General features: G+C 38.4%; 14 protein-coding genes. 6 read left to right on the top strand and 8 right to left on the bottom strand.

Annotated features, from left to right (window positions below):
* Positions 1-118 precede the first annotated feature (118 nt).
* Genes ALFOR1_RS10670 through ALFOR1_RS10660 form a run of 3 tightly spaced genes read left to right on the top strand, consistent with a single transcriptional unit; the run spans position 119 to position 1,884 of the window.
* On the top strand, positions 119-610 hold the full coding sequence (locus tag ALFOR1_RS10670) for an RNA polymerase sigma factor (protein ID WP_104642950.1): 492 nt from the start codon (positions 119-121) through the stop codon (positions 608-610).
* The gene (locus tag ALFOR1_RS10665) at positions 607-1,347 is read left to right on the top strand and encodes an anti-sigma factor (protein ID WP_104642949.1); all 741 of its coding nucleotides are present in this window, start codon (positions 607-609) and stop codon (positions 1,345-1,347) included. Before ALFOR1_RS10670 ends, ALFOR1_RS10665 begins: the two co-directional genes overlap by 4 nt.
* A gap of 24 nt (positions 1,348-1,371) precedes the next feature.
* A complete protein-coding gene (locus ALFOR1_RS10660) occupies positions 1,372-1,884 on the top strand; it encodes a CC0125/CC1285 family lipoprotein (protein WP_104642948.1) in 513 nt (170 codons plus the stop codon).
* 17 nt (positions 1,885-1,901) lie between these two features.
* Here ALFOR1_RS10660 and ALFOR1_RS10655 read toward each other — a convergent pair whose 3' ends face one another.
* Positions 1,902-2,786: a DMT family transporter gene (locus ALFOR1_RS10655; RefSeq protein WP_104642947.1), complete on the bottom strand. Its 885-nt coding sequence runs from the start codon at positions 2,784-2,786 to the stop codon at positions 1,902-1,904.
* 103 nt (positions 2,787-2,889) lie between these two features.
* Here ALFOR1_RS10655 and ALFOR1_RS10650 point away from each other — a divergent pair, with 103 nt between their 5' ends.
* On the top strand, positions 2,890-3,414 hold the full coding sequence (locus ALFOR1_RS10650; RefSeq protein ID WP_104642946.1) for an SEL1-like repeat protein: 525 nt from the start codon (positions 2,890-2,892) through the stop codon (positions 3,412-3,414).
* A 2-nt stretch (positions 3,415-3,416) separates the two neighbouring features.
* Here ALFOR1_RS10650 and rsmS read toward each other — a convergent pair whose 3' ends face one another.
* From rsmS to ALFOR1_RS10615, 7 genes are all read right to left on the bottom strand, one after another.
* A complete protein-coding gene (gene rsmS, locus ALFOR1_RS10645) occupies positions 3,417-3,569 on the bottom strand; it encodes a pleiotropic regulatory protein RsmS (RefSeq protein WP_082660570.1) in 153 nt (50 codons plus the stop codon).
* Positions 3,553-3,834, bottom strand: a complete 282-nt coding sequence (locus tag ALFOR1_RS10640; protein ID WP_058548337.1) for a late competence development ComFB family protein — start codon at positions 3,832-3,834, stop codon at positions 3,553-3,555. The genes rsmS and ALFOR1_RS10640 overlap by 17 nt, the downstream gene beginning before the upstream one ends.
* A gap of 35 nt (positions 3,835-3,869) precedes the next feature.
* Positions 3,870-4,778: a histone deacetylase family protein gene (locus ALFOR1_RS10635; RefSeq protein WP_104642945.1), complete on the bottom strand. Its 909-nt coding sequence runs from the start codon at positions 4,776-4,778 to the stop codon at positions 3,870-3,872.
* Positions 4,778-5,386: a primosomal replication protein gene (locus tag ALFOR1_RS10630; protein ID WP_058548335.1), complete on the bottom strand. Its 609-nt coding sequence runs from the start codon at positions 5,384-5,386 to the stop codon at positions 4,778-4,780. Before ALFOR1_RS10630 ends, ALFOR1_RS10635 begins: the two co-directional genes overlap by 1 nt.
* Position 5,387: 1 nt before the next feature.
* Positions 5,388-6,164, bottom strand: a complete 777-nt coding sequence (locus tag ALFOR1_RS10625; RefSeq protein ID WP_104642944.1) for a TSUP family transporter — start codon at positions 6,162-6,164, stop codon at positions 5,388-5,390.
* Entirely contained in the window at positions 6,164-8,239 is a 2,076-nt protein-coding gene (gene dinG / locus ALFOR1_RS10620) for an ATP-dependent DNA helicase DinG (RefSeq protein WP_104642943.1), read from the bottom strand. Before dinG ends, ALFOR1_RS10625 begins: the two co-directional genes overlap by 1 nt.
* An 84-nt stretch (positions 8,240-8,323) precedes the next feature.
* Positions 8,324-10,051, bottom strand: a complete 1,728-nt coding sequence (locus ALFOR1_RS10615; RefSeq protein WP_104642942.1) for a sulfotransferase family protein — start codon at positions 10,049-10,051, stop codon at positions 8,324-8,326.
* A gap of 60 nt (positions 10,052-10,111) precedes the next feature.
* Here ALFOR1_RS10615 and ALFOR1_RS10610 point away from each other — a divergent pair, with 60 nt between their 5' ends.
* Positions 10,112-12,454, top strand: coding sequence for a DNA polymerase II (locus ALFOR1_RS10610; RefSeq protein WP_104642941.1), 2,343 nt, complete (start codon positions 10,112-10,114; stop codon positions 12,452-12,454).
* A gap of 244 nt (positions 12,455-12,698) precedes the next feature.
* A complete protein-coding gene (locus ALFOR1_RS10605) occupies positions 12,699-15,557 on the top strand; it encodes a TonB-dependent receptor domain-containing protein (protein ID WP_104642940.1) in 2,859 nt (952 codons plus the stop codon).
* Positions 15,558-15,562 lie beyond the last annotated feature (5 nt).

Raw genomic sequence — 15,562 nt, 5'->3', positions numbered from 1 at the left:
TATCATGCTAGTTAGTTAACGTTTAACACATAAAAATATTTCATTATTCAAATTATTTTGATTATTTGGGAATAAATGTTTTTTTGAATCGTCTTCTTTATAAAAGAGGTAAAAATCAATGAACGAAACATTAAAAACCTTATTGCCCATGCTTAGGCGTTTTGCCTATTCGCTAACGGGTAGTAAAGCAGATGCAGACGATGTAGTGCAAATAACAATTGAAAAACTATTAGTAAAAGGCATTCCAGATGACGTTGAGCCTGCTAAATGGGCGTTTAAAATTTGCCGCAATGTGTGGATAGACGAATACCGCTCACGCAAGGTAAGGCAAAATACGGCCCAGGCCGATATATTACCAGAGCCAATTACAAGTAATGAGCACCAAACACTCGAAAACAAACAAATACTTAAAAATGTAAATACAGCACTTGGGCAATTACCCGAAGAGCAACGCGCCATCGTATCGCTGGTGGCAGTGCAGGGCATGGCCTATAAAGACGTAGCACATACACTCGATATACCTATAGGCAGTGTAATGAGTAAATTATCGCGAGCACGCAGTACACTTTATAACTTAATAAAACCCGACTTTAAAAAGGAGCAAGTATGAACATTAACGCCGAAACACTTAGCGCCTTTTTAGACTCAGAGCTAAGCGAGCACGAAATGGAACAAGTGCGTAAAGCCCTTGAAACCGATGATGAACTAGTAATGCGACTTGCAGAGCTAAGTGAAGTAGACATGCGAGTAAAAGAGCACGCAACAAGTATTGATGACGCCCCCCTTAGTGACTCATTAGCTAAAACGGTTGCAAAGCTTGATACAGCAACGACTAAAAACACGTTAAATAGCAATGTAGTGGCGTTAACGCCTTGGCAAAAGGCTAAGCACTCGGCTAATAAAAGCTTAGCAATAGCTGCAAGTGTTGCCGTGGTATTTGGTATTGCAATAACTAGTTATTTACAACCCAATGAGTCGCAAAATTTAGTAGCCAGTAGCATAGCCTCAGCCCTTAATACACAGCTAAGTAGTGGAGAGTATGAGCAAAGTGATGGCTCAGTATTTAGCGCGCAGCTTAGTTTTAAAAATCAGCAAGGTGAGCTTTGTAGGCAGTATGCACTAAGTTCAAACAACACAACGCAAACAAGTATTGCATGTAAAACGCAAAGCGGTTGGCAAATTAAAGCGCAAACAGCCACGCAGCAAAGTAATAATGGCGCACAATATCAAACGGCGTCTAATAACAGTGAGTTAGATGCTGTTATAGACAGCATGATCAGCGGCGCACCACTAGATAGAGCGCAAGAGCAGCAAGCAATTAGCGCAAAGTGGCAGTTAAACAAATAATAATGTGCATAAACGAGGTGAATTATGAAAACATCTATTCTAATTATCAGTATTTTACTTATGGCGGGTTGTGCATCTAAACCCGACTACCGCGCCGCGAATAATGGCTCACAAGGTTACAGCGAGCAAAAAATTAGTAATGATCAATACCGCGTAGAGTTTAAAAGTGTGTCAAACAACGTAGCAGATGCCGGTGACTATGCATTACTACGCGCAGCTGAGCTTACCCAAGCGCAAGGCTACGACTGGTTTGTTGTAACAAATAAAGAAACCTTTGTTGAGTCTAAATCGCAAGCGCCCGCGTCATCTATCAGTGCATCACACAGCCAACAATATGAGCGAAACTGTGGTTTATTAACCTGCGAAACACGCGTACAGCCGAGCAATAGTGTAGGCTTACAAGTGAGCAACAGTGATAAACGCAAAGAAGTACACACCCTGATTGATATTAAAATGGGCAAAGGCATTAAACCCAGCGATAACAGCTATAGCGCACAAGATTTAATTGAAAACTTAAGCAAAAAAGCACAAAAGTAAGCGCTTTGTAAAAGCACTTAGCTTGTTTTAGCTAAGTGCTTTTTTCGTGGTAAAAAACCAGTAACCAACATAGTACCCACAATAACAAATAATGCGCCTAATAATGTATTTGGCCCAATTTGCTCATCTAAAATTAAATGTCCCCAAAAAATGCCAAATAGCGGAATTAAAAACGTGACAGTGAGTGCTGAAGTTGGGCCTATATCTTCAATAAGCTTAAAAAATAAAATATAAGCAAGTGCGGTACACACTACGCCAAGGGTTAAAACGCCGAGCATAACGTTGGTGGTAGGAACTTCACGCATTGGCATAAATAAAATAAGGGGCAGTACCATAAAACTTGCTGCCCACATTGAGCCGTGTGCGTTATCGAACGGTGCAAGCTTTGGCGCATTTTTTGTGTAATGGGATGCAATGGCATAGCAAAGCGAAGCGCTCAATGCTGTTACTATGGCTATTATTGATTGACTATTTAATACAAAATGGTTTTGCCCAACTAAAATTGCCACGCCTATTAAACCCAACAGCAAGCCTAAAACCATACTCTTAGTAGGCTTGGTTTTACTCCAAATAATACCCACAACAGCGCCCCAAATAGGGGTTGTTGAATTTAAAATAGATAACGTAGATGCGCTAATAGTTTGTGCGGCATAAGCAAAAAGTAAAAAAGGCAGAGCAGAGTTAAGTGCGCCAATTATAAAAAAGTGCTTTTTGTGTTGGATAAACGCTAATCGGCGCTTTAAATACAGTGCAACTATAAAAAGTGTGAGTGCCGCAAAGCCGACTCTAAATTCTATTAACACCGCGGGCCCTAAACTATTAGCAGCCATTCGCATAAATAAAAATGACGCGCCCCAAATTGCAGCCAGAAAAAATAACCTAAGTAAACTTGCTAAGCTCATGATAGTATTTTAATTATACAAATTAGATTACAGAATAACAGGCTTTGCAAAGAGTGTAAGCCAGATTCGGTACTCGCATATAAAAATAATAAAAGGACTAGTTATGGCTAGGTGTTTAGGGGTTACAGCAATTTTGGTTGTGGGTTTACTAAGTGGGTGTGGGTCGACCCCAGTTAACCTATACAGCGACAATACAATGAAGAAAAAAGAATACAATGGCATTAAAGCGTATAAAAAGGGGCTGTACGAACAAGCTTTTTATGATTTAAAAGAGCCCGCAGCACTTGGTTATAAAAGTGCACAATACACGTTGGCATTTATGTTTTTAAAAGGCCAATACTTGGAGCAATCTACTAAACTCGGGATGGGCTGGCTAGGCGTTGCAAAAGAAGCGGGGGTTGAAAATTGGTCTGCGCAATACGATGCATTTTACAGTGCAGCGACTACGCAGCAAAAACAACAAATAGACCAAACAGTGGCGTTGTATATAACGCAATTTGGCGTTAAAGCACAAAATATGACCTGTCGACGCTCAACTTCGCCTAGGCGTACATTTGGTGAAGTTAAAATTGATTGTACTAAGCACGACGGTAGCGTTACCGAGCACGATATACAAACAATAGAATAGCGTTATGGCTTTTCTAGTTTTTTTTCAAAGTCGCTTTTTACAATATCGAGTGCTTTTAAAACCTCTTCTGGGGCAACGTCGTGTTGCTCCAAAAGCATAATTAAATCTACTGCCAGTTTTACATGTGTAGGGGCTTGATCAAGTGGATTGTTCATTTAGATCTTTCTTTTTAGATATTTGACTAATGGCGACATCAATAGCAGTTTGAACGCGCTCTTCCATATGAATTCGCTCACTTTGTGGCAAATAAAAGGCCATATCTACATCGTAGCGAATATAGCGAGGGGGAAGTTGATTGAGCACCGTACAACAAAAGTCGGCCATAACATCTTCGTTGTAAACTTTATCTAGTTTACGTTTAAGGATTTCTTCAACCACTATTTTTTCGTAAAAGTTATGTATGTCTTCATGTAATCGCATCTTGCTTCCCTAAATATCCATTGCATTTTATGAGTTTATACTAAGGCTGGGTATAAATCGACAGCAGCTTTAAATAGTTGTTTATGAACATTAATTAACGAATTTACATTACGCTGATAGCCCCCGCCAAGTGCACACATGAGTGGGATGTTATTCATTTTACAATAATTGAGTATGTAATAGTCGCGATTGTAAACTCCCTCAAGGGATACATTAAATAGGCCAAGCTCGTCTTTTTGGTAAATATCTGCCCCTGCGTTATATAAAATAATGTCGGGGTTGTGAATGCGAACGCAAAATTCGAGTGCCTGTTTAAGGGTAGTTAAGTAGTCGGCATCTGTAGTGTTGGCCGGCATTGCAAAGTCGTAATCGGATTGCTGCTTTAAGCGCGGAAAGTTTTGTTCACAATGTATAGAGCAAGTGATTATATTACTTTGGTTTTGCGTTATTTGTGCGGTGCCGTCGCCTTGATGTACATCGCAATCAAAAATTAAAATAGTGTCGGCTTGATCTGTATTTATTAAATGAGCTGCTGCAATAGCAAGGTCGTTAAAAATACAAAAACCGCTGCCGCAATCACTGTATGCATGATGATAGCCACCACTTAAATTAGCGCTAAAACCATGCTTTAGCGCGTGTTCGCTACCTTGAATACTTGCACCAACCGATAATAAAGTGCGCTCTACCAATTGTTCTGAATAAGGAAAACCCATTTTTTTAATGGCTTTATTATTAAGTGACCCGTTTAAAAAGTCATTAATATAAGCTTGATTATGGCAAAGCGAAAGCTGAGCAGGCGTTGCTTTTATAGGCGAAGTAAAATGATTAGCCGTTAAGCCTAGATCTTCAATTTCTGCTTTGAGCAGTTGGTATTTCTGTATTGGAAAGCGATGGCGCTCAGGAAGCGTTAAAGCAGAATAAAGCGGGTGATAAAAAAACTGCATTAGCGTAATTGTTGTTTTTCGACTTGTTGAATTTTATCTTCGGTGGCCGAAATTGCTTTTCGGCATCTGCCTAATCGAGCATGTGTTGTTAAAATTTCCATATTAAGCTTTTGTGCTTGCGCTGGTGTGGCTTTTTCCATTTGCAGCTTACGCTCTTCAATCATTAATACCAGGCGGCGTTCAAATTCATGGTTTTGTTTAAGCTCGTCGTATAGCTCGTGCGACGATTGCATTATTTTTTGCACGGCTTGTTTATAAACTTTATTTTTTGGGCGTGGTTTAAAGTGGCTTTTGTTTTCTTTTGTCCAAATAGGCGTTGATTTAATAACACTAAACACGGCTTGCACTTGATTACCTATGCGCTCAAGAGCGTAAGTATATGCGTGGCGATGTTCACTTGGCGGTAGGCTTGCTATTTCATCTTCTATTTCTGTTACGTAGTCGGCAAGGTTCATGCTTTTAGTACTAAATACGCCGCGATCAAACAAGCTTGGCTGCGCTTGCATATAACGGTTTTTAGAAAACAATTTAGCTTTATCAAATTGCTCGGCTTGTTGCTTCAATGTGGCAACTTGTTGGCGTAATTTATCTAAAGCGTTTGCTAGCATTTTATAGGTAAGCCTCGTAAATAAGTTTTAATGCTAAAAGTATAACCATTGTATTAAATACCGGGCGTATAAATTTTCCGCCAAAACGGATGGCTGAGTGTGCACCAATCCAAGCGCCAAACATAATAAATAAACCCATAATTAAGCCCAGTAAAAAGTTTACGTGGCCAAGCGCTACAAAGGTTATGAGCGATATAAAGTTAGATACAAAGTTCATTGAGCGAGCCAAACCACAATTGAGTAAAAGGCTCATTTTATATAGTAAGCTATTTGAGGCAGTCCAAAACGTACCGGCGCCTGGGCCTGCTACGCCATCAAAAAAACCTAAAGCTAATCCTTGCAACCACTGTTTAACTTTTAAAGCGGGGCTTTTTGAAGGTAGTTCGTCGCCTTGCGTGGTACTTAAGCTGCCAAATAAGCTATAGCATGCCACCATAATTATAATGATAGGTAAAAGCTTGTTTAAAAAATCAATACTTAAATGATCAACAACAAGTGTACCAATTAAAGCGCCTATGCCTGTGGCAATAATAGAGCTTGCCCAAAACTTAGGACTAAATAGGTTTTTTTTATAATAAGTATAGCTGGCGGTTAAAGAGCCAAAGCTTGCGGCAAGTTTATTGGTACCAAGCGTTACATGCGGCGGTAAGCCTGCGGTTAATAGTGCGGGTACGGTAAGCAACCCGCCGCCACCGGCTATTGCATCAATAAAGCCAGCAGCAAGTGCCGCTGCACATAAAACTGCCAGTGTGGTTGGATCTAAAGCAAGTTCAAACATTAATAATCTATTTGTCTTTTAAAAGGTGGTAAGGTGTCGAGCATGGCTTTGCCGTAGCGCTTGGTAATTAAGCGCCTATCGAGAATGGTTATACAGCCTTCATCGCTCTCTTTTCGCAGCAGTCTACCACAGCTCTGTACCAATTTCTTTGCGGCATCGGGCACTGTGATAGACAAAAACGGGTTACCGCCTTTACTTTGTACAAATTCTGCTTGGGCTTCTTCTATTGGAGACGTTGGCACAGCAAACGGTATTTTTGTAATAATTAAATTTTCTAAATATTTACCAGGTAAATCAAGCCCTTCTGAAAGGCTTTGCGTACCAAATAAAATACTGCCTTTGCCAGCATCAATATTTTGAGAGTGCTTTTTAAGCAATGCTTCTCGCGACATTTCGCCTTGTACTAATAAGTTAAAACCTTTTGTTCTAAGAAACTTAGCCACATGGTCCATTTGCCAGTACGAGGCAAACAAAACTAGGTTAGCTTTTTTAGTACTTAAATACTCTGGCAGAGTTTGCGCTAAATGGTCGCTAAACGCTTTGTCGGTTGGTTCTATTTTACTAACCGGAATTCTAAGTGTTGCTTGTTTAGGGTAATCAAAAGGTGAGGGGACCTTAATAAATTTAACGCCTTCTTCTTTTGCTAAACCACTTTCGTAAGCAAAATGATCAAACGAACCTAGGGCACTTAAAGTGGCAGAGCATAAAACTGCACCGGCGCATTCATTCCACAATTTATCTTTTAGGTAGTAGCCTACTTCAATTGGGCAGTCGCTTAATAAATGATCGTGATGGCTTTTATACTCTAAGCGCTTTATCCACCTAGCGTGTGGTGTGCCTTCACCTTTATTTGCATAGCTATACCAAAGTTTATTTAACTGCTCTAAGCGGTTTATGTATTGTCCGCTTTCGGCTAAGACAGGGTCAGCAACGTAGGGTTTTATGTCACCATCGCTTACATCTTGGGTGAGGGTGTCGTGCATTTTGTTTAAGCAACGCAGTGCATCTAGTGTGGCATCGCTTATATCTTTAGCTTTGCTATGCAATGATTTAGGGATTTCGCCGTGCTCAAACCGGTACGTATCGTCTTTTGAGTATTCAAAGTCGGCGTTATCGAGAATATCACGCACTACTTTTAAATCTTTATTGGCGTCGTTAATGCTGTCGCACAGTTTGAAGTTTTGACCAATGGCTTTTTGACCAACTAATACCTTAGACATTTTGCCACTAAATTTGGTGAGTTTATCTAGCCAGTCTATGGTGCCTTTAATAGTGGCTGCCGCTGATGAAAAGTCGCGGGTAATATGCGCAAGGTGATGCGCTTCGTCTATTACATAAATAGTATTGTCGGGCTCGGGTAATATTTTACCGCCCCCTAAATCTAAATCAGCTAGTAATAACGAATGATTAATTACGAGTACATCCATTTGCATAAGCTGATTACGAGCAAGCTGAAACGGGCAGGTTTGGTGGGCTTTCATTTGGCGCTGACAGGCATGTTTATCACATGCAATTAAATTCCAAACTCTGTCGGGAATGGTGTCGGCCCAGCTGTCTCTATCGCCTTGCCATTTTTTATTAACGTATGCATCGTATAAATCTTTGAGGCACTTGGTTTCCATATCACTTAATGGTGAGGTAAGTGTAGGCATAAACTCCATTTGCGTTTGGCTATCACCATTAACTGCGTTATGTAGTTTATGTGCACAAATGTAGCGCTGCCTACCTTTTACTAGGTCAAACTTAAAGTCGAGCCCAGAATGCTTTTTAAAAAAAGGCAGCTCTTTAGCAATTAATTGCTCTTGCAATGCCACGGTAGCCGTAGAAATTACCAGCTTCTTTTTTTGTGCAAGGGCAAGCGGTAACGCACCTAAACAATAAGCAAGTGATTTACCTGTACCTGTGCCTGCTTCAATTACGCATATGCGCTGCTTTTTATGGTATTCGCCGGCAAGCGTTTTTGCTATTTCGGCGACGAGGTAGTTTTGGCTACTACGCGGACGATAATCAGTTAGGTTATTAGCCACATGCTGGTGTACTTGCCTAATTGTTTTTTTTAGTGAGTCAGAAAGCATGGGATGATTTGCCTAAACTATGTATATAATTACAGTGCTATGGATTTTAGAGTCATAAGAGTGTAACTACAAGCAACGATGAGATTAATTTAGTAATTTAATTAATGGTTCTAGATACGGCTTAAATTTTTTCCAGTCGTTTAGGGCGTCTTTGTAGATAGGTTGCCTTACCTGTTCTGAGCTGGGTGTTAAAACAGGACGTTTAGAATTATAAAAAGAGTAACAGCTTTCTTCTATTTCAATAGAGCAAAAACTCATTATTTCTTTTACAGTTGAGTCAAAGTTTTTGATTATGTGCTCATATTGAACGCTCAGAATATCATCTGAGTAAAGCGCCTTCCAATGCTCCATAAGCTCACAGTGCTTATTTATATATTGAGCTAGATTTTCAAAGCTATATGAGTATGTATGGCCTTCTGAGAAAGTATGTTTGTATAGGCTCCATGCTGTTGCTTTGTTATCTCGTCTAACATCAATTATTTTAGCATTGGGGAATAAAGACTTTATTAACGCAATATGTTGATAGTTAGCAGGAAGTTTATCAATAAAAATAGGCTTTTTGTTCCTTAAGGGCTCAATAAATTTAAGGTAGCGCTTTGAAAGATCTATAAGGGCTTGCTCTGTAATATTGTCTAAACCGTAAGGTGTTGTTGAAGTGTTTTTTTGCTCTAATAATTTAGCAATAGATATAATTTCAGTTAACTCATAGCTTGCATCTACCTTTGAGTGGCTAGCTAATATTTGTTCTATCAATGTAGAGCCGCTTCTTGGCATCCCAACAATAAAAACTAATTGAAAAGGTGGTGATGGAATGGTTGGTAGTTTTGTAATTAGATCTTTATTTATCGATTTTACACAGCGTGTATCAAATTTACTTTCGCGATATTTAATGTGTTTATTTTTTATTAAGTTACCGGCTTTATAATGATTAAAAGCAGTCTTACAGTCGTTTTTTTGCTCATACGCTTTACCTAGTGCAAAGTGTATGAATGCTTTTTTAGTTGGTTGAAGTAATGAGGTTGAGAGGGCTTCTAAGTCTTTTATTTCGTTATCTGTAAACTTATAAGTTTTTAAGTTAGCTAAGTTCCAATAAGTTTCTGTATTAGTGTTATCTTTTTTTAACGCTGCTTTATATAAGTCGATTGCTTGAGCTGAATCACCAATAATTTTTTTAATATTGCCCATTCTCAGTAAGCAAATAGAAGGGTGGAAGTTTTGCTCTTCTAATACAGAGAAAAGCTCAAAAGCAAGTTCAAAGTTCATTTGCTTAACATGACATGCTGCTAAAAGGCTCGTCATGCGAGGTGAAAGATCCACATTATCTAACTCTGATGTAACTTGGATAAATTCACTAAAGTGCTTTGTATTAAAAAGCGTTTCTAAATAATTGAAAGTAACAGTGATAGAAGTTGGATTACAATTAAAGTTATATTGAGATACTTTAAAATATGTTTGCAAATCACCTGCTTTAAATGCTGCTTCGCTTAACAATAGTAAGCATCGCTTTTCGTTTGGAACTAATTTTAATAAGTCCTGTATTATTTTTTGTGTGTTTTTAAAGTCACTCTTACGTAACTCTTCTTTGGCTTTCGATAATTGCTGATTAAACCATGATATCATTTCGTACTGTTTATAGGCTTCACGTTGATTACTTAACTCTTCTATCTCTTCATAGCACTTTGATAAGTGGAGCCAAGCTTGGTCTAATTCTGGTTGGCTATTAGTGATAGTGGTTAGTAGAGGAATAGCTTCTACATATAGTTTTTTTTCAATTAAATTTAATGCTTCTTTAAGCAGTTGCTCGTTAATCATTTTTACTCTTTTATTTATTGATTTAACTTACATTTACATAAAACTTATAAAGGTTCTATCGTGTATTTAACGTCAGGTTTTGTACTTTCAGCTCAGGCTAATGATACAGCACATGGTTTACAATATGAAATTTGGTTAACCACCGAAAATGGACCAATTAAGACCGTATCTGATAGTGAAACGGCTCTGTTTTTTATAAAAAGCGAAGATACAAATATAGTTAATAATGTTTTAAATGCAGAATCGGTTAACTTTTATATAAAACCTCTTGCTTTAAAAAACTTTCAGCAGCAAAAAATGAGTGCATGTTATTTTAAATCTTTAAGGCAATTTTATAGTGCAAGTAAAGCTTTAAAAAATAGCGGGATTACCTTATTTGAGGATGACATAAGACCAATTGATCGCTATTTAATGGAGCGCTTTATTAAGGGTGGTGCGTGGGTTACTGGTAATCATTTTGAGTATGAAAGTTATAGTGTAATTTTAAATGCTAAATTAAAAGCTAACTCTGATTATTCCCCCTCGCTTTCTAAGTTATCACTGGATATAGAATGTAATGAGAGCGGTGTATTGTTCTCTATTGGCCTGGTTGGGTGCGGGTTAGATTGTATTATAATGATAGGAGAGCCACAGTCGTTTGAACCAAGTGCAGGGTATACTATTATCTGGTGCGAGGATGAAGTTGCACTATTAAGATTGTTTGTAGAGCTAATTACAGAACATGACCCTGATATAATTATTGGTTGGAACGTTATTGAGTTTGATTTTTCCGTGCTTTATGAACGCGCGGAGGCTTTAGGGTTAAAATTAGCAATAGGTAGGGGAAAGCTTCCATTATATGTTCGTAAAGGTCACTTTACCCGTGTATTTATTCCCGGACGCTGTGTTATTGATGGGATCGATACGCTAAAAAATGCCACGTATAGCTTTGAAAGTTTTTCGCTCGCTAATGTTTCAAAGCAAATATTAGGGGAGTCAAAATTAATTGAGTCGAATAATAGTTTACAAGAAATTATTCGGCAATTTAATGAAGATAAGCTGTCACTTGCTGCATACAATAGGCAAGATTGCATACTTGTAAATAAAATTTTTGAAAAATTAAAGCTCCTCGACTTTGCTGTTATTAGAACCCAGTTAACAGGGCTTGAACTTGAAAAAAAAGGTGGCTCTGTTGCTGCCTTTATTAATATGTATTTACCACTTTTACATAGGAGTGGCTATGTGGCACCTAATATGGGGGACCACGGATTAACATTTGAAAGCCCTGGTGGCTATGTAATGGAGTCTTTACCTGGACTCTATAAAAATGTAATTGTTCTCGATTTTAAAAGTCTATACCCCAGTATTATGCAAACCTTTTATATTGACCCTCTTGGATTAATAGAAGGGTTAGCTAACCCTAGTAATAGTGTCGAAGGTTATAACTTCGCTAAATTCTCTCGAGAAAATCATCACTTACCTAAACTTATAAAAAGCTTAGCTTTACAGCGTCAGCTGGCAAAAGACCATAATGATCCTATGCTCTCTCAGGCAATTAAAATAATAATGAATAGTTTGTATGGCGTTTTAGGCTCTAAGGGATGCAGATTTTATGACCCAAGGCTGTCAAGTTCTATCACTCTGCGTGGGCACGAAATAATGCTACAAACTAAAAAGTGGATAGAGGAGTGTGGCTACAGTGTAATTTATGGAGACACAGATTCCACATTTATAAAATTAGACGATGAGTTAACTCATGATGAGTGCAATGAAATTGGAAAGTTTTTAGCTGATAAAATAAATACGGCTTGGGTTAGCGAGATTAAACAAACACATAATCTAACAAGTCATTTAGAAATAGAGTTTGAATCTCTTTATAGTCCTTTCTTTTTACCTACAATCAGAGGTAAGTCAGTTGGCTCTAAAAAGCGCTATGTTGGTCAATTAATAAAGCACAATGAAACAAAACTTGTTTTTAAAGGATTAGAAACAGTAAGAAGTGACTGGACTAAATTAGCGCAGCAGTTTCAATTTGATTTATTCACCCTCCTTTTTAAGCAGCCTTCTAAAATTGATATTCTAGTTAAAGAGTACATTAGTAACCTTATAAGAGGGGAATTTGATCATTTATTGGTTTTTAAAAAACGGTTAGGTCAAAATTTAAGCGATTATAGAAAAAATACCCCTCCTCACGTGCAAGCAGTAAAAAAGTTCCAGAAAAAAAATAGTGAATTTACTCTAAATAGAGGCGAATTTGTTACATTTGTTTACACAACTAATGGTGTGGAACTGTATCAAGGCTTACATAACTACGATTACCAAATATATTTAGAGAAACAAATAATCCCGTTATTTGATATGGTTTCAAGTTTTTGTAATTTAAATGTAAACTCAATATCCTCTGGACAGTTCAATCTAATTTAATAGTACCAATTAAGTGCTTAATCCATGTTTACTTTCCCAGGATACAAAACTTTGTTATTAAAACCCCCTTCCTGTACCTGCTTTATTTACATTTTCACTTTTATTTTAAAAAATGATTAACATTAGTTGGCTTTTAAAGCGTTTTTGTTTAGTATTTGTATTAGTTGCAGTTAACATGCTGTAACAAAAATAAATAATTAAATAATAAGTCGCTTCTAACAAGTGGTGACCCAGGGAGAATCAAATGTTAAATAATCAAGTTTCAAAAGCGGTGCGTTTAGCCCTTGCTTTTGGCGCAGCCTCTACAGCTGCTTTTTCTGCAAGTACATTCGCTGCAGAAGAAGAGTCAGCTGAAAAAGTAGAACGCATTGAAGTTACCGGTTCACGTATCAAACGCACAGATATGGAAACGGCTAGCCCAGTACAAATTACAACAGCAGAAGAAATCGCGGTTTCAGGTTTTACACGTGTAGAAGACATGTTAAACAGCTTACCTCAACTTGAAGCTTCATCTACTGCTTTCCAATCTAACGGCGCTACGGGTACTGCAACCCTAGATTTACGTGGTATGGGTTCTCAGCGTACTCTAGTTCTAATTAATGGCCGTCGTGCACAAGCGGGTGGTATTTACACTCAATCTGCTGATGTTAACCAAATTCCAGCTTCATTAATTCAACGTGTTGAAGTATTAACCGGTGGTGGTTCATCTACATACGGTGCAGATGCTGTTGCAGGTGTTGTTAACTTTGTAATGAACGATAAATTTGAAGGCTTTGCTGTTGATGTAGGTGCAACTGCATATCAACATGACAATGACAATGACTATATCCAAGGCCTTATGGATGACCAAGACTTTGATTACCCTACAGGTAGCTCAGGCCTAGATGGATCATCTTTTGACTTTAGTGCTACCTTAGGTGGTTCTTTTGACGGTGGTAAAGGTCACGCCGTTGGTTATATTACTTACAACAAGCAAAATGAACTTCGCCAAGGCGCTCGTGATTACTCTTCATGTGCTTTAAATGCTGCGGGTACTTCATGTGGTGGTTCTGGTAATGCTGTTGTTCCAAACTTCTACGTATCTTCACCAACTGATGATGGTGCTTTTGATTGGTCTGATTACGACTACTGGACACTTGATGGTACAGGCGGTTTCGAAAATTCAGTTGGCAATCTATACAACTACGCTCCTATAAACCACTTTATGCGCCCTGATGAACGTCATACATTTGGTTTATTTGCTGATTATGAAATAAATGATAATTTCCACCCATACGTGGAAGCTATGTTCATGCGTGACCGTACTACAGCACAAATCGCTGAATCAGGTACGTTCTTCAACGAAAACTATAATATTGACTACGACAGCCCACTTTTAAGTGACCAACAACGTCAAGACTTAACTGACCGCTTTGGTTTAACATCGGGTGATCAATTTGCTACTTACATCGGTAAACGTAATGTAGAAGGTGGCCCGCGTGCCGACCAACTTGAACATAACTCTTTCCGCTTAGTACTTGGTACTGAAGGCGAAATCAATGACATGTGGTCATACGATGCATTTGTTCAGTATGGTTCTACATCATCTTCTTCGGCTTATATAAATGACTTCTTTGGTCCACGTATAGCAACAGCTTTATCTGCAAATGGTGAAGATTGTGCAACTAGCGATGGCTGTATTCCTTATGAAGTATTTGAGTTTGAAGGTATTACATCAGAAGCGGCTGGCTCTTTAACAGGCACAGCTATTCTTAACGGTGTAACAGAGCAATTTATTGTTGGTGGTTATGTAACAGGTGAATTTGATTTTGGTTTACCAAGTTCAGATTACCCAATTGCAGCGGTATTTGGTACAGAGTACCGTGAAGAAACATTTAGCCGTACAGCTGATGAAGTATACGCACAAGGTTTATTACTAGGCCAAGGTGGTACTACTAAAAGCTTAAATGGTGAATACGACCTAACTGAGTTCTACACAGAAGTTAGTTTACCTATTCTTGAAGATGCACCTTTTGCTAAAAGCATTGCTGTTGATTTAGGCTACCGTTGGTCTGATTACAGTACTTCTGGTGCTGAACCTACTTACAAGTTAGCACTTGATTGGAATGTAACGGATGATTGGAAAGTTCGTACAAGCTATAACCGTGCGGTACGTGCTGCAAATAATGGTGAATTATTTGCTAACCAGAGTACTGGCTTATGGGGCGGTACAGATCCTTGTGCTACTGATTCTCCTTCATTATCTGCTGCGCAGTGTGCTAATGCAGGTGTTTCTGCATCTCAGTACGGTAATGTTTCTGCGAGCCCAGCATCTCAGTACAATGGTTTCTTCGGTGGTAACCCTGACTTAGACCCTGAAATTGCAGATACAATAACGTTTGGTATTGTTGCGAACCCATTTGAAGGGTTTAACTTCTCAGTTGATTACTGGGATATTGAACTTGAAGATGCGATTGGTAATATCAATCCTGAAGAGATTGTAACTAACTGTGCACTTACTGGTGATGCTGTTTTCTGTGATAACGTACAAAGAACATCTGGCAGCGGTAGCTTATGGATTGGTGATGGCCAAGTAGTAGCTACTAACGTTAACCTTGGTAAATTGCACTGGGAAGGTGTGGATTTAAGTGCAAACTACGATGTTGAAATTGCTGGTGGTATGTTAAAAGCTAACCTAATCGGTACTTACATGCTTAGTAAAGAGTACGATAACATTCCTGGTGTAAGTGAAGCTTATGACTGTGTAGGTACACTTGATAATAGCTGTTTTGCTCAACCTGAATGGCGTCATGTTTTAACTCTTAGCTACGACATGGATACTTTCTGGCGTGCAACTGCTAAATGGCGCTACTTCGGTGAAGTAAGTGATTACAGCGGTGACGATACTCTAGCTCAAGGTGGTATTAGCTCACAAAGTTACCTAGATCTTAAAGGTAGCTTCACTATTAATGAATACACTTCATTGTTAGTAGGTGTTAATAATGTTTTAGATAAAGAGCCACCTCTTTTAGGCGGAAGCTTATCAACAAATGCTAACGCTATTGCTGGTTACTACGACACGTTAGGTCGTTACTTCCATACAACTATATCATTCAAATTCTAATCATT

This window comes from Pseudoalteromonas carrageenovora IAM 12662 (assembly GCF_900239935.1).
In the GTDB taxonomy this organism is placed as follows: Bacteria; Pseudomonadota; Gammaproteobacteria; order Enterobacterales; family Alteromonadaceae; genus Pseudoalteromonas; species Pseudoalteromonas carrageenovora.
This window is presented reverse-complemented; position numbering and strand designations above follow the sequence as displayed.

Bases quoted from the DNA above. Each gene is read 5' to 3' on its own strand.
- ALFOR1_RS10660 (WP_104642948.1), top strand. From the start codon at position 1,372: ATGAAAACATCTATTCTAATTATCAGTATTTTACTTATGGCGGGTTGT.
- ALFOR1_RS10655 (WP_104642947.1), bottom strand. From the start codon at position 2,786: ATGAGCTTAGCAAGTTTACTTAGGTTATTTTTTCTGGCTGCAATTTGG.
- ALFOR1_RS10650 (WP_104642946.1), top strand. From the start codon at position 2,890: ATGGCTAGGTGTTTAGGGGTTACAGCAATTTTGGTTGTGGGTTTACTA.
- ALFOR1_RS10640 (WP_058548337.1), bottom strand. From the start codon at position 3,834: ATGCGATTACATGAAGACATACATAACTTTTACGAAAAAATAGTGGTT.
- ALFOR1_RS10670 (WP_104642950.1), top strand. From the start codon at position 119: ATGAACGAAACATTAAAAACCTTATTGCCCATGCTTAGGCGTTTTGCC.
- ALFOR1_RS10605 (WP_104642940.1), top strand. From the start codon at position 12,699: ATGTTAAATAATCAAGTTTCAAAAGCGGTGCGTTTAGCCCTTGCTTTT.
- ALFOR1_RS10630 (WP_058548335.1), bottom strand. From the start codon at position 5,386: ATGCTAGCAAACGCTTTAGATAAATTACGCCAACAAGTTGCCACATTG.
- rsmS (WP_082660570.1), bottom strand. From the start codon at position 3,569: ATGAACAATCCACTTGATCAAGCCCCTACACATGTAAAACTGGCAGTA.
- ALFOR1_RS10635 (WP_104642945.1), bottom strand. From the start codon at position 4,778: ATGCAGTTTTTTTATCACCCGCTTTATTCTGCTTTAACGCTTCCTGAG.
- ALFOR1_RS10665 (WP_104642949.1), top strand. From the start codon at position 607: ATGAACATTAACGCCGAAACACTTAGCGCCTTTTTAGACTCAGAGCTA.
- dinG (WP_104642943.1), bottom strand. From the start codon at position 8,239: ATGCTTTCTGACTCACTAAAAAAAACAATTAGGCAAGTACACCAGCAT.
- ALFOR1_RS10615 (WP_104642942.1), bottom strand. From the start codon at position 10,051: ATGATTAACGAGCAACTGCTTAAAGAAGCATTAAATTTAATTGAAAAA.
- ALFOR1_RS10625 (WP_104642944.1), bottom strand. From the start codon at position 6,164: ATGTTTGAACTTGCTTTAGATCCAACCACACTGGCAGTTTTATGTGCA.